This window comes from Aminobacter sp. MDW-2, assembly GCF_014250155.1.
Lineage (GTDB): Bacteria > Pseudomonadota > Alphaproteobacteria > Rhizobiales > Rhizobiaceae > Aminobacter > Aminobacter ciceronei.
This window is the reverse complement of the sequence record NZ_CP060197.1, coordinates 3,231,046-3,243,613: the sequence shown is the minus strand read 5'-3', so window position 1 is coordinate 3,243,613 and position 12,568 is coordinate 3,231,046. Positions and strand designations below refer to the sequence as shown.

At 63.5% G+C, this 12,568-nt stretch carries 10 protein-coding genes; 7 read left to right on the top strand and 3 right to left on the bottom strand.

Going from position 1 to position 12,568, the window contains the following annotated elements:
• Positions 1 to 304: 304 nt before the first annotated feature.
• From H5P29_RS15855 to H5P29_RS15840, 4 genes are all read left to right on the top strand, one after another.
• A complete protein-coding gene (locus tag H5P29_RS15855; protein WP_067961012.1) occupies positions 305 to 1,882 on the top strand; it encodes a trimethylamine methyltransferase family protein in 1,578 nt (525 codons plus the stop codon).
• Positions 1,883 to 1,927: 45 nt separating this feature from the next.
• Positions 1,928 to 4,501 carry an FAD-dependent oxidoreductase gene (locus H5P29_RS15850; RefSeq protein WP_067961010.1) on the top strand — a complete coding sequence of 858 codons (2,574 nt, stop codon included), beginning with the start codon at positions 1,928 to 1,930 and terminating at the stop codon, positions 4,499 to 4,501.
• A gap of 240 nt (positions 4,502 to 4,741) precedes the next feature.
• Positions 4,742 to 6,094 (top strand): Xaa-Pro peptidase family protein, encoded by a 1,353-nt coding sequence (locus H5P29_RS15845; protein ID WP_067961008.1) that lies wholly within the window; start codon positions 4,742 to 4,744, stop codon positions 6,092 to 6,094.
• A gap of 227 nt (positions 6,095 to 6,321) precedes the next feature.
• Entirely contained in the window at positions 6,322 to 7,350 is a 1,029-nt protein-coding gene (locus H5P29_RS15840) for a purine nucleoside permease (protein WP_067961006.1), read from the top strand.
• Between the two features lie 61 nt (positions 7,351 to 7,411).
• Here H5P29_RS15840 and H5P29_RS15835 read toward each other — a convergent pair whose 3' ends face one another.
• Positions 7,412 to 8,224, bottom strand: coding sequence for a phosphate/phosphite/phosphonate ABC transporter substrate-binding protein (locus H5P29_RS15835; RefSeq protein ID WP_067961003.1), 813 nt, complete (start codon positions 8,222 to 8,224; stop codon positions 7,412 to 7,414).
• A 47-nt stretch (positions 8,225 to 8,271) separates the two neighbouring features.
• A complete protein-coding gene (locus tag H5P29_RS15830) occupies positions 8,272 to 9,282 on the bottom strand; it encodes a fatty acid desaturase (protein ID WP_067961000.1) in 1,011 nt (336 codons plus the stop codon).
• Between the two features lie 219 nt (positions 9,283 to 9,501).
• On the opposite strand from H5P29_RS15830, the gene H5P29_RS15825 reads away from it, so the two are divergent.
• The 3 genes from H5P29_RS15825 to bmt all read left to right on the top strand — a co-directional run bounded on the left by H5P29_RS15825 (position 9,502) and on the right by bmt (position 12,120).
• On the top strand, positions 9,502 to 10,359 hold the full coding sequence (locus tag H5P29_RS15825) for a helix-turn-helix domain-containing protein (protein ID WP_067960997.1): 858 nt from the start codon (positions 9,502 to 9,504) through the stop codon (positions 10,357 to 10,359).
• A gap of 65 nt (positions 10,360 to 10,424) precedes the next feature.
• On the top strand, positions 10,425 to 11,045 hold the full coding sequence (locus H5P29_RS15820) for a DUF1989 domain-containing protein (RefSeq protein ID WP_154383928.1): 621 nt from the start codon (positions 10,425 to 10,427) through the stop codon (positions 11,043 to 11,045).
• A 58-nt stretch (positions 11,046 to 11,103) separates the two neighbouring features.
• Complete coding sequence (bmt, locus tag H5P29_RS15815; RefSeq protein WP_067966376.1) at positions 11,104 to 12,120, top strand: betaine--homocysteine S-methyltransferase; 1,017 nt, start codon at positions 11,104 to 11,106, stop codon at positions 12,118 to 12,120.
• Positions 12,121 to 12,132: 12 nt separating this feature from the next.
• Here bmt and H5P29_RS15810 read toward each other — a convergent pair whose 3' ends face one another.
• Positions 12,133 to 12,537: a hypothetical protein gene (locus H5P29_RS15810; RefSeq protein ID WP_154383926.1), complete on the bottom strand. Its 405-nt coding sequence runs from the start codon at positions 12,535 to 12,537 to the stop codon at positions 12,133 to 12,135.
• Positions 12,538 to 12,568 lie beyond the last annotated feature (31 nt).

Sequence of the window (12,568 nt, the reverse complement as noted above, 5' to 3'; positions counted from 1 at the left end):
CGCAAGTGCTGCGGTGACGCCGACAAGCGGTGCCCACCTGAGAGGCGGTTCGGCGGCGGTGGAAGCGGGAGAGGTCAAAGCAGTCACCAGGAGAATCGAATGACGGCGATCCTATAGATGATGCGCCCTGTGCCGGATGCCTCACCACGACGGAGAACGTCGGTCCAGTCCCAATCGGTCGCTGTCCCCACGGCACCCGTCGACGATGTCGTTTCCCTCGCGCTACTTGTCGCCACCTCCGCAATGAGCAGCACTGCCCCGGTCCATTATGCCTCCCGACACTGAAGCTTGCCGTGAGGATTCCATGACCGTGGCCCTGCAAACAGCCGAACAGGCTCCTGCCTCCGACCGCGCTCGACGCGGCGGTCGTGCCGGCAAGCGCGCCGGCGGCGCCCAGGCATTCGAGCAGCCGCCTTTCCGCCAGCTCAAGATCCCGTTTGCACCGACCAGGCTGATCTCCGACGACGAGCTGGAGTCCATCCACCTTGCCTCATTGCGGGTGCTCAAGGAGATCGGCGTCGACGTGCTGCACGACGAGGCACGCCGCATCATGAAGGCACATGGCGCCGACGTGCGCGACGGCACCGAGCGCGTCCGCTTCGATTCCGACATGATCCTCGAGTTGATCTCGCATGCACCGGCCGAGTTCACCCTGCATGCCCGCAATCCGGCCCACAATGTGCGCTTCGGCGGCAACAATCTCGTCATTTCGCAGATGGCGTCGGCGCCCAACTGTTCCGATCTCGATCGTGGCCGTCGCCCGGGCAACCAGGCCGACTACCGCAACTTCCTCAAGCTCGCCCAGATGCACAACATTTTGCAGACGACGGGCGGCTATCCTGTCGAACCGGTGGACATCCATCCCTCGATCCGCCATCTCGAATGCATCCGCGATCTGGCGACTTTGACCGACAAGGTGTTTCACATCTATTCGCTCGGCAAGGAGCGCAACGTCGACGGCATCGAGATCACCCGCATCGCCCGCGGCATTTCCCGCGAGCAGATGATGGTGGAGCCCTCGGTCTACACCATCATCAACACCAACTCGCCACTGAAGCTCGACGTGCCGATGATGGAAGGCATCATCCAGATGTCGTCGATGGGCCAGGTGGTGATCGTCACCCCCTTCACCCTGTCAGGTGCGATGGCGCCCGTCACCATCGCTGGCGCCCTGGTGCAGCAGAATGCCGAGGCGCTCTCCGGCCTCGCCTTCACCCAGATGGTCAGGAAGGGCGCGCCGGTCGGCTATGGCGGTTTCACCTCCAACGTCGACATGAAATCGGGCGCCCCGGCCTTCGGCACGCCCGAATACATGAAGGCCCAGCTTGTCGGCGGCCAGCTCGCCCGCCGCTACAACATCCCCTACCGCACCTCCAATGTCTGCGCTGCCAACGCCGTCGACGCTCAGGCAGCCTATGAGAGCGTCTTCTCCTTGTGGGGCGCGATCCAGGGCGGCGCCAACTTCATGTTGCACGGCGCCGGCTGGCTCGAGGGCGGCCTTCGCTGCTCCTACGAGAAGATGATCCTCGACATCGACCTGCTGCAGATGGTGGCCGAGTTCCTGACCCCGCTGGACCTGTCGGAAGACGCGCTCGCCGTCGACGCGATCCGCGACGTCGGCCCCGGCGGCCACTTCTTCGGCACCGCGCACACCCAGTCGCGCTACAAGAATGCCTTCTATTCGCCCATCATCTCCGACTGGCGCAATTTCGAGACCTGGGCCGAGGCCGGCAGCCCGACGGCGGTGGAAAAGGCAAATCGCGTCTGGAAGGAGCGCCTCGCCTCCTACGAGGAGCCCTGGATGGACCCCGCCATCCGCGAAGAGCTCAACGCCTTCGTCGACAAGCGCAAGGCCGAAGGCGGCGCCCCGACCGACTTCTGATCGCCATCAAGCCGATTCAATTTCTTACAACTCGGACATAACCTTATGAAATCCCATGTGAAAGCAGTTGTCATCGGCGGCGGCGTTGTGGGCTGCTCGGTGTTGTATCACCTCGCCCGCGCCGGCTGGACCGACATCATGCTGATCGAGCGCTCGGAGCTCACCTCCGGCTCGTCCTGGCACGCCGCCGGCGGCTTCCACACGCTCAACGGCGACCCCAACGTCGCCAAGCTGCAGGCCTACACCGTCCAGCTCTACAAGGAGCTGGAGGAGATTTCCGGCCAGTCCTGCTCGCTGCACCTGACCGGCGGCGTCATGCTTGCCGACAGCCCCGAGCGCATGGACTTCCTGCGCCTGGCCCATGCCAAGGGCCGTTATCTCGGCATGGACACCGAACTCATCACGCCGTCCGAAGCCAAGAAGATGTTCCCGCTGATGGACGAAAAGCATTTCGTCGGCGCGATGTGGGATCCCGTCGAAGGCCATCTCGACCCGTCAGGCACAACCCATGCCTACGCCAAGGCGGCGAAGAAGCTCGGCGCCGAGATCGTGCTGCGCAACCCGGTCAAGGAACTGACGCAGGATCCCGACGGCACCTGGAACGTCGTTACCGAGCAGGGCACCGTCAGGGCAGAGCACGTGGTCAACTGCGGTGGCCTGTGGGCGCGCGAGGTCGGCCGTATGGTCGGCGTCGAGCTGCCGGTCCTGGCCATGGAGCACATGTACCTGCTGACCGAGCCGATGCCGGAGGTCGAGGCCTTCAACAAGGAAACCGGCCGGGAAATGATCGGCGTGCTCGATTTCAAGGGCGAGATCTACACGCGCCAGGAACGCAACGGCATCCTGCTTGGCACCTATGAGAAGGCCTGCAAGCCGTGGTCGCCTGTCAACACGCCGTGGGATTTCGGACATGAACTGCTCGCGCCCGACCTCGACCGCATCGCGCCGTCGCTGGAAATCGGCTTCCAGCATTTCCCCGGCATCGCCAACGCCGGCATCAAGCAGGTCATCAACGGACCCTTCACCTTCGCGCCCGACGGAAACCCGCTGGTTGGCCCGGTCCAGGGCCTGACCAATTTCTGGGTCGCCTGCGGCGTCATGGCCGGTTTCAGCCAGGGCGGCGGTGTCGGCCTCGCTCTGTCGAACTGGATGGTCAACGGCGACCCGGGCTTCGACGTCTGGGGCATGGATGTCGCGCGCTGGGGCGAATGGGCCAGCCTGCGCTACACCAACGCCAAGGTGCGCGAAAACTACTCGCGCCGCTTCTCGATCCGTTTTCCGAATGAAGAACTGCCCGCCGCCAGGCCGGCCCAGACCACCCCGCTCTACGATACCATGGTCGCCAACAATGCCGTCATGGGCGACAGCTGGGGCCTGGAAACGCCGTTGTGGTTTGCTCCGAAGGGTACAGAGCCCAAGGACATCGTCTCCTTCCACCGCTCCAACGATTTCGAGCATATCGGCAATGAGGTTCGCGCCACACGCGACCGCGTCGGCGTGACCGAGATCGCCAATTTCGCCAAATACGAAGTGTCGGGCCCGGCATCGGAGGATTTCCTCAACCGGCTGATGACCAACCGCATGCCGAAGAACGGCCGCATCGTGCTGACGCCGATGCTGAACGAGTTCGGCCGGCTGATCGGCGACTTCACGATTGCCAAGACTGGCGACGACACGTTCATGATCTGGGGCTCGTCGGCGGCGCAGAAGTATCACATGCGCTGGTTTGAACAGCACCTGCCCAAGGACGGATCGGTGCGCATCCACCGCTTCGACCAGACCCTCGTCGGCCTGTCGATTGCAGGCCCGAAGTCGCAGGCGCTGCTGGCCAAGCTGGTCGACGAGGACGTCTCCAGCAAGGCCTTCCGCTTCATGGATTTTCGCGAGATGGCCGTCGGAGGTGCGCCCTGCATGGTCAACCGCATCACCTATACCGGCGACCTCGGCTACGAGATCTGGATGGCGCCTGCCTACCAGCGCCTCGTCTACAAGGCGATCAAGGACGCCGGCGAAGAGTTCGGCATCGTCGATTTCGGCATGCGGGCACTTTTGTCGATGCGCCTAGAAAAGAACTTCCCGACCTGGTTCCGCGAGCTTCGCCCGATCTATGGGCCGTTCGAGGGTTCGATGGAGCGCTTCATCAAGCTCGAAAAGAACGACTTCATCGGCCGCGAGGCAGCCGCCAGGGAGCACGCCGAGGGGCCAAAGCTGCGCCGTGTCTCCTTCTATGTCGATGCGCAGGACGCCGACGTGATGGGCGACGAGCCGATCTGGGCCAAGGTCGGCGCCAAGGATTTCGGCACGATCGAAAAGCCGCACGGCTATGGTGCGCCGCGCTTCGATGAGACTGGCAAGGAAGTGCGCGGTTCGGACGCCGCCACCGGCGCATCCGCGGTGCGCGGCATCGTCGACGGCGACTGGCGTGTGGTCGGCTGGGTGACGTCGGGCGGCTATGCCCATTATGTCGAGAAGTCGATGGCCCAAGGCTATGTGCCAGCTGCGCTTGCCGAAAACGAGGCGGAAGGTCTGTTCGAGATCGAGATCCTCGGCCACCGCCGTCCCGCCCGCATCAATGTCGAGCCGCCGTTTGATCCGAGCGGTGACAAGATGCGGGGGTAGTTCGGCTCCAAGCAAGAGACTGGGAACGCACATGCTCTACGTTGCCCCCCTCTGTCGTGCCGGACATCTCCCCCACAAGGGGGGAGATTGGCTGTCAGATGCCTCTCGCCCGAATTCGAGCGATCCAAGAAGAGCGCCAAAACCTCAACTGCTGATCTCCCCCCCTGTGGGGGAGATGTCCGGCACGACAGAGGGGGGCGCGAAAGGACCACACATTCGGCCACTTGCGGGGCATTGCTGATGGATACCCCTGCAAAAGGCAATTTCGGCCGCCACCGCAAGATCATGCCGTTCGAGCCGGGTTCCGCGGACGATTTGCGCGCGCAGGCACGCACCAAGGCGGCTGGGCTCAACAGCCACGTTCTGGGTTATGGAGCGCAGGCCGAGGCCGAATGGGCGGCGGCAGGCATTGCGGCACCTGACATGCCGGCCCTGCGAAAATACCGGCTGGAGCGCATCCGCGCCGAGCTCGCGCGGCGCGGCTACGCCGGCGCCCTGCTCTACGATCCCGTCAACATCCGCTACGCCACCGATTCCACCAACATGCAGCTGTGGGTGGCGCACAACCCGACCCGTCACTGCTTCGTCGCCACAGACGGCCCGGTGGTGCTGTTCGACTATTTTTCCTGCGAGCACCTGTCCGATCATTCCGGCGTCGTCAACGAGGTTCGCCCGGCAGTGTCGTGGATGTATCTCTACAGTGGCGAACTGACGGAGATGAAGGTCGAGCGTTGGGCGCAAGGCATCGCCGATGTCGTTCGCCAGCACGGCGGCGGCATCACGCGTATTGCCGTCGACCATCTCGACCATGAGGGCGTCGACGCTCTGGCACGGCATGGCATTTCGGTCGGCAATGGCGAGGCGGTGATGGAGAACGCCCGGCTGATCAAGTCGCCTGACGAAATCCTCTGCATGCGTCGTTCGATCGTCGCCTGCGAAGCGGCGATGGGCGAGATGGAAGCGGCGCTCCGGCCGGGCATCTCCGAGAACGAACTCTGGGCCGAACTGCATCGCGGCAACATCGCCCGCGGCGGCGAATGGATCGAAACACGGCTCCTGGCATCCGGACCGCGCACCAATCCCTGGTTCCAGGAGTGCTCCTCGCGCGTGGTCGAGGCAGGCGAGCTCGTCGCCTTCGACACCGACCTGATCGGGCCCTACGGCTTCTGCGCCGACCTGTCGCGCACCTGGCTGTGCGGTGACGGCGCGCCGACCGACGAGCAGCGCGACCTCTACAGGACTGCCGCCGAACAGATCGCCTACAATACGGCGCTGCTCAGGCCCGGCCTCGGTTTCCGTGAACTGGTGGAACGCGCGGCCGTGCCGCCGCCCGACTGCTTCGCGGCACGTTATGGCGTGCTGTTTCACGGCGTCGGCCTGGCCGACGAATATCCCACCCTGCCCCACGCCTCGGACTGGACGGCCGATACGCCGGACGGCGTGCTCGAGCCCGGCATGGTGGTCTGCGTCGAGAGCTATATCGGCCGCCTCGGCGGGCATGACGGCGTCAAGCTCGAGGAGCAGATCCTGATCACGGAAAGCGGATACGAACAACTGTCGAGTTACCCGCTCGACAAGCGCCTGCTCGGCTAGGCGCGCCCCAAGCCCCGGCTTTCTGTTCGAGATCTTCCATCGGCGAAGAACAATTGATCGGCAGATGAAATCGCTCGCCGGCGACTTTACTGCGATGGTGCAAGATCACTGGCCTGCCGGATTTGGTGTGGACAGGAGCGTTCGCGAGTGGCTTCCGCCGCAAGCTGCACCGATAGTGAAAATGGGCCTGAAACGGCGCCCTTTTTCTTTATCAGATCGGATCGCATATGACGCACTTCTATCGGATTGGCCTTTCGGGCCTCGCCCTGGCCGGCGGTCTCGCCTCGAATGCATCAGCGGCGTCGGCGCAGCCGCTGGCCCCCAAAGTGCTTGTTATAACGATGTTCGGAGGCGAAGCAAAACCATGGCTCGAGGGCCGCAAGCTGGAGACCAGACTAACAATTCCGGGCTTCGCCAAGGAGTATCCGGAACTTGCCTGTGACGCTGCCGGCCTGTGCGTCATGACGACGGCGATGGGTTATGCCAACGCGGCCAGCTCGGTTTCAGCGCTCGTCTACAGCGGTCTTGTCGACCTCAAGCAGAGCTACATCGTGATTGCCGGCATTGCCGGCGTCGATCCCAGCGATGGCACGCTGGGTTCGGCACATTGGGCGCGTTATGCCGTCGATGCCGGCCTGCGCCACGAAATCGATCCGCGCCAGATTCCCGCCGACTGGCCTGATGGCGTGGTCGGGCTGGGCGCCAAGCGCCCCGGCGAAAAGCCGAGCTGGGGATCGGCAACCGAGGTTTACCAGCTCAACGAACAGCTTCTGCAAAAGGCATTTGCCCTGACCAGGAGCGTCGAACTTGCCGACAGCCCCGAAGCGAAGGCCTATCGCGTGGCCTACGCGACAGCACCGGGCAGCGCCGCCCCTGAGGTCAGCATCTGTGACACGCTGTCCACCGACACCTACTGGCATGGCTCAATGACGGCCAGAAGCATGGGCGATTGGGTATCGTTGCTGACCGAGGGCAAGGGCAACTATTGCACGACCCAGATGGAGGACAACGCCTCGCTGACGGCGCTGCGGCGCGGCGCCGATGCCGGCCTGCTCGATTTCGACCGCATCGCCTTGCTGCGCACGGCATCTAACTTCGATCGCGAACCCGCCGGCATGAGCCCCATCGATTCGCTGAGCGCCAAGTCGGGCGGTTTTGGCCCGGCAGCCACCAACGCCTATCGTGTCGGCGCAGCCTTTGCAGATGCGGTCACCGGCGATTGGACGAAATGGGAAAAGGGCGTTCCGTCCGAATAGGCCCGAAAGAGCGAGGCAGGGCGGGCGGTTCAGGCCGCCCGCCCTGTTCAAAATGCGGCGTTCAAAGTGCGGCCTGGCTCAGCGCCAGGTTCAGCAACGTCACCGAAACGGGAGGCGTGTTTAGCCCGGTGATGTAAGGCAAACCCTTGCGCTTTGCCGTCCAGCCGATGATCACGACGTCCTGGGCAGCCGGCTCGAAGCGCTGTGCCAGCGCCCAGCTCCGGCAATCGATGGTCGCCACGTCGGCCCGGCCTTCGGCAATCGAGACGATCGATGCGCGATGGCCGCCGCTTTCGATCCGTTCGGAAAAAATCCGCAACCCTTCGCCCATGGCGGCAAGATCGCGCGAAATACCGATGAAGCCCGACATCGAATCGTGGCTGTTGAAGGCAAGGCGCTTGTCACGGATCAGATCGAGCGGAATGAGCGTCGCGTCGCCATCAGGCGCATGCGCATGATCGGCGGTCACGGATCCGCGCCGCACGACGATGGCGCTGGAATAGAGTTCGCCACGACCGCCTTCGATGCCATCATAGTTCGGCTGGCCAATCACCTTGACCTGAGCCGCAAGGCCCGTGCTTTCCATCGGCCCCCAGCAGGTCTGGCCGAACAGCAATTGGGGATGCCGCCACAGCGTCGGCAGGTCGAATTCTTCGGGCGGCAGCGTAGCCGGATCGGGCGCGATCACCGTAGCCGATGCGTCGCGAATACCACCTGGAACCGCCGGCAGTTCGGCATTGCGCCTGACAAGGCGTTCCGGCGCGTCCAGACCAAGCTGACGCAATGCCGTTCGCAACCTTGCCCATTGCGCATCGACCTCGTCGTGCATCTCGGGCCAGTCATACATGGGCAGTGCGGCGATGAAGTCGCTCATTGCAACATTTCAGGCTAGAGCGCGGGAATTGGCAAGGTCTGAAAGGATCATTCCTTCGGCGGCTCAGCAGGCACAGGTGCTGTGCCCAGCCCATTGACGTTGCGCGCCCTGACGCGCGGCACGAACGCCCTGCCCGGCTCGGGCGCGCGGCGCAGCGCCGGGTGGCACACCGGTTCCTTGGCGCGGAAGGCATAGGCTTTGACCAGCGCGAGATAGTTCGGATAGGCATAGCCCTTGTTCATCCGGAGCCACTCTTCGCGGCGCGCGCGGAACAGTTCCGGCAGCTTGTACCAGGCGACGGTCGGGCTCTTGTGGTGCACGAAATGCAGGTTGTTGTTGAGGAACAGGATCGAAAGCGGCGAGCGTTCGACGATGACGGTGCGCCCTTCCGGATGCTCCGACCATTGATGCTCGGCAAAGGTGCGGATCGAGATCAACGAATGGCCGAGCCAGACCGGCACCAGAACATAGAGCCAGAGCGGCAGGCCGAAGCCGAACTGGATGACCGGCAGGACGATGACCAGCCCCGCCGCGTGCAGCAGCCAGGCAGTGCGGACTGCCTTGTCGCCGCCGGCGATCGCCTTGGCGTCGTCGATGACAAAGCCGATGCAGGACAGCAACGGCCCGAGCACGAAACGACCGGCCATGGTGTTGTTGATCCTGAGCACCAGCTTCATCGCCTCAGGCAGGTCGTCATGCTGCCAAAGTGAGCGGTAGTAGCTCTCGGGATCGTCGAACGGGTCGGTCAGCTTCTCGTCGGCGTGGTGGCGCAGGTGAATGGTTTTGAAACGACGGTAGGGCCAAAGCAGACCGATGGGCAGAGAAACCAGCGCTTCGTTGATGCGCGCGTTGCGGGTTGGGTGGCCGTGCAGCACCTCATGCACCAGCGACGATTGCAACGCCACCGTCAGCACCATCAGCACCAGCGCAGCAACCGGATAGCTGGGCCACACCAGCAGTCCCACCAAAAGCCAGGCACCGTAGCAGGCGGCGATCAGAAACACCGTCGGCCATTCGACCCTGGTGGTCGTGCCGCGTTTGTTTCCCCTGTTAGCCATGCTGCTGCCTGCTGTCCTTGGATGCCTGGAACTCGATGATTCCTGACATAATGCTGTCAGTAGCCTTGCGTTTCTGCAACGAGACAATGCGCACAGATTGTTTACATTGCGCTGCTTAAGCCGCAAGTGTTACACTTAGTAAACAAGCTGGAAGATGAATCTATTTCCCGCGGGCGCCTTGCCTGCGTTCCGCAAAACCATTCCACCTTTGGGCAGGCCATGGACAAACGCGATCTATCCGAAGTTTTCCGCGAGCGTCTCAAGGCGTTGGTCCAACGCTCCGGCCTCAATCAGTCGGCCTTTGCCACATCGGTCGGCATCGACCGCTCGGCGCTGTCGCAGTTGCTTTCGGGGGCAACGATAAGGCTCCCTCGCGCCGAAACCCTGCTGACAATCGCATCCGCTCACAAGGTTTCGCTCGACTGGCTGCTTGGCCTCAGCCAGGACGAAGGGGTTACAGGCGAAATCCGCGAAAGCCTCGAGATCGAGGAGGCATCGGGCGGTTTCGAACGCACGCTGATCGCGAAATGGCATGCCGAGGCCGCCGGCACCAAGATCCGCTATGTGCCCGCGGGCATTCCTGACCTGCTGCGCACCGAAGCACTCATCGACTACGAGGCCGGCATCTCCAACAAGAGCCGCGAGAGCCAGGCCGGCGAGACGCAGTATCGCATCGACTACAACCGCCGGCCCGAGACCGACATGGAAGTCTGCATGCCGCGTCACACGCTCGAGATTTTCGCGCGCGGCCTGGGCGTCTGGTCGGGTTTTCCAGACAAGGACCGCAAGCAGCAGCTGCGCCACATGGCTGACTTGCTCGACGATCTCTACCCGACATTCCGGCTGTTCCTGTATGACGGCCGCATGCGCTATTCCGTGCCCTACACGATCTTCGGCCATTCCCGCGCGGCGATCTATGTCGGCGACATGTACCTTGTGCTCTATGCCACCGACCCGATCAGGACGCTGACCCGCCATTTCGACAATCTGATCCGCGCCGCCGACATCAACGCCCACGAGACCGCGGCCTTCGCGCGACGGCTGGCTGTGGCTTCGTTCCCGGCCAGTTGGGGCTGACTGGCGCTCTGGTTGAATTTGCCGCCGCGATACGGCAGCGTGCGCCGCGATCCCCGAGGAAACCCATGCCAGATCAGAAGCGTGTCGTCATACCTGCCCAGTCGGGCCGTTCCATCCGCGTCTCCAGCGGTGACCTGGTCCGCATCATCGACATCAAGGGCCAGCAGGTCGCCGACCTCTGGGCGTTCACGCCTGATATGAAGGACTGGCTGAGCACTTCCAACACCCGCGATATCGGCGAGCGGCTGTTTCCCAAGACAGGCGAACATTTCTACGGCACGACGGGAAACAAATTGCTGACCTTGGTCGAAGACGCCTCGCCCGGCCCGCACGACATGCTCTACCCCGCCTGCAACCACGCGCTTTATGTCCGCGCCGGCTTCGACGAGCATCCCAGTTGCCAGGACAATCTGCACAAGGCCCTTGCCTCGGAAGGGCTCGCCTTGCCCTTCACGCCAGACCCGGTCGACCTGTTCCAGAACTCGCTGCCGCAGCCCGATGGCAGCATCGACGTCTTCGCCTCGATCAATCCGCCCGGCGGCTACGTCGCTTTGCGCGCCGAATGCGACCTGCTGCTCGTCGTCACCGCCTGCTCGGTCGATCATTATCCGACCAATGGCGGCGTCTGCACCGAGATCGCGGTCGAGGTGACGCCGGCAGCATGGTCGGCCAAGCAAACGCGTTGACTGGACATAAAGACTTCTTTATATCCTTATCTAATCTCCTGATATGAAAGTCGCTGCGATGACGACCAATCCGATCGATGCCCTGCTGGCCGAAAAGGGCGTGCTGCTCGCCGATGGCGCAACCGGCACAAACCTGTTTGCCATGGGCCTCGAGGCCGGCGAAGCACCCGAGCTGTGGAATGAAAGCGCGCCCGAGAAGATTTCGACGCTGCACCGGAAATTCGTCGAGGCCGGCGCCGACATCATCCTTACCAATTCGTTTGGCGGCACCCGTCACCGGCTCAAGCTGCATCACGCCCAGGATCGCGTGCACGAGCTCAACAAGCGCGCTGCCGAAATCGCCCGTGGCGTTGCCGACAAGGCCGGCCGCAAAGTTATCGTCGCCGGCTCCGTCGGCCCGACGGGCGAGCTTCTGGTTCCGCTTGGTGCCATGACCTATGACGAGGCGGTCGATGCATTCGCCGAACAGATCGAAGGCCTCAAGGCCGGCGGCGCCGAAGTCGCATGGATTGAAACGATGTCCGCGCCGGACGAAATCCGTGCGGCGGCGGAAGCTGCCATTCGCGTCGGCCTGCCCTACACCTACACCGGCTCGTTCGACACCGCCGGCCGCACCATGATGGGCCTGCTGCCCAAGGACATCCACGGTGTCGTTGACGGCCTTGCCCAGACGCCGCTTGGCGTTGGCGCCAATTGCGGTGTCGGTGCGTCCGATATCCTGGCTTCGCTGCTCGACATGAGCGACGCCAAACCGGATGCAACGATCATCATCAAGGGCAATTGCGGCATCCCGGAATTCCGCGGCACCGAGATTCACTATTCGGGCACGCCGGAACTGATGTCGGACTATGTCCGCCTCGCTGTCGACGGCGGCGCCAGGATCATCGGCGGCTGCTGCGGCACCTCGTTCGAGCATCTGGCCGCCATGCGCAAGGCGCTCGACGCCCACAAGAAGGACGTTCGTCCGACCGTCGAGGCAATCGTCGAGCGCATCGGCCCGATGCGCAACAAGCTGGCGGCGCCGAACACCACGGAAACCAGCGAAGGCCGCCGCGAACGCCGTCGCCGCAGCTGAGGCTTCTTCTGATCAGCTGTTTTCTTCGTATCGCGCGAGTGCCGACTTGATGTCGGTGCCCGCGCCTTCGACCGGGCGCATCATCATCACGGCGTCCGATGTGCGCACATCGCCCAGTTTCTCCATCGCCAGCCGGAAGCGCTCATTGTTGAGCGCCGACCATGCCGTGCGATGGGCGTCATCGACATCGCTCACGCGGGAACGCGAGGAACTCGGGGTTGAGACCGGCACCGCCTGCTGGACAGGCTTGGCGGGCACATAGATGTGGCTGCTGGTGGCAGGCGCCGGCGCCTGTGCGGCAGCATCTGCCACGGCGTCGCTATTGCGGTTGGCAGCCTCCGGCCGGGTTGGCATCGCCAAGGCATCGGCGGTGCGAGCAATTGATACCGCACCCGCCATCACACGTCCAACCAGCATTCTCAAACCACCCCTTGTACACCCGCAGCTG

Bases quoted from the DNA above. Each gene is read 5' to 3' on its own strand.
- H5P29_RS15855 (WP_067961012.1), top strand. From the start codon at position 305: ATGACCGTGGCCCTGCAAACAGCCGAACAGGCTCCTGCCTCCGACCGC.
- H5P29_RS15850 (WP_067961010.1), top strand. From the start codon at position 1,928: ATGAAATCCCATGTGAAAGCAGTTGTCATCGGCGGCGGCGTTGTGGGC.
- H5P29_RS15845 (WP_067961008.1), top strand. From the start codon at position 4,742: ATGGATACCCCTGCAAAAGGCAATTTCGGCCGCCACCGCAAGATCATG.
- H5P29_RS15840 (WP_067961006.1), top strand. From the start codon at position 6,322: ATGACGCACTTCTATCGGATTGGCCTTTCGGGCCTCGCCCTGGCCGGC.
- H5P29_RS15835 (WP_067961003.1), bottom strand. From the start codon at position 8,224: ATGAGCGACTTCATCGCCGCACTGCCCATGTATGACTGGCCCGAGATG.
- H5P29_RS15830 (WP_067961000.1), bottom strand. From the start codon at position 9,282: ATGGCTAACAGGGGAAACAAACGCGGCACGACCACCAGGGTCGAATGG.
- H5P29_RS15825 (WP_067960997.1), top strand. From the start codon at position 9,502: ATGGACAAACGCGATCTATCCGAAGTTTTCCGCGAGCGTCTCAAGGCG.
- H5P29_RS15820 (WP_154383928.1), top strand. From the start codon at position 10,425: ATGCCAGATCAGAAGCGTGTCGTCATACCTGCCCAGTCGGGCCGTTCC.
- bmt (WP_067966376.1), top strand. From the start codon at position 11,104: ATGACGACCAATCCGATCGATGCCCTGCTGGCCGAAAAGGGCGTGCTG.
- H5P29_RS15810 (WP_154383926.1), bottom strand. From the start codon at position 12,537: ATGCTGGTTGGACGTGTGATGGCGGGTGCGGTATCAATTGCTCGCACC.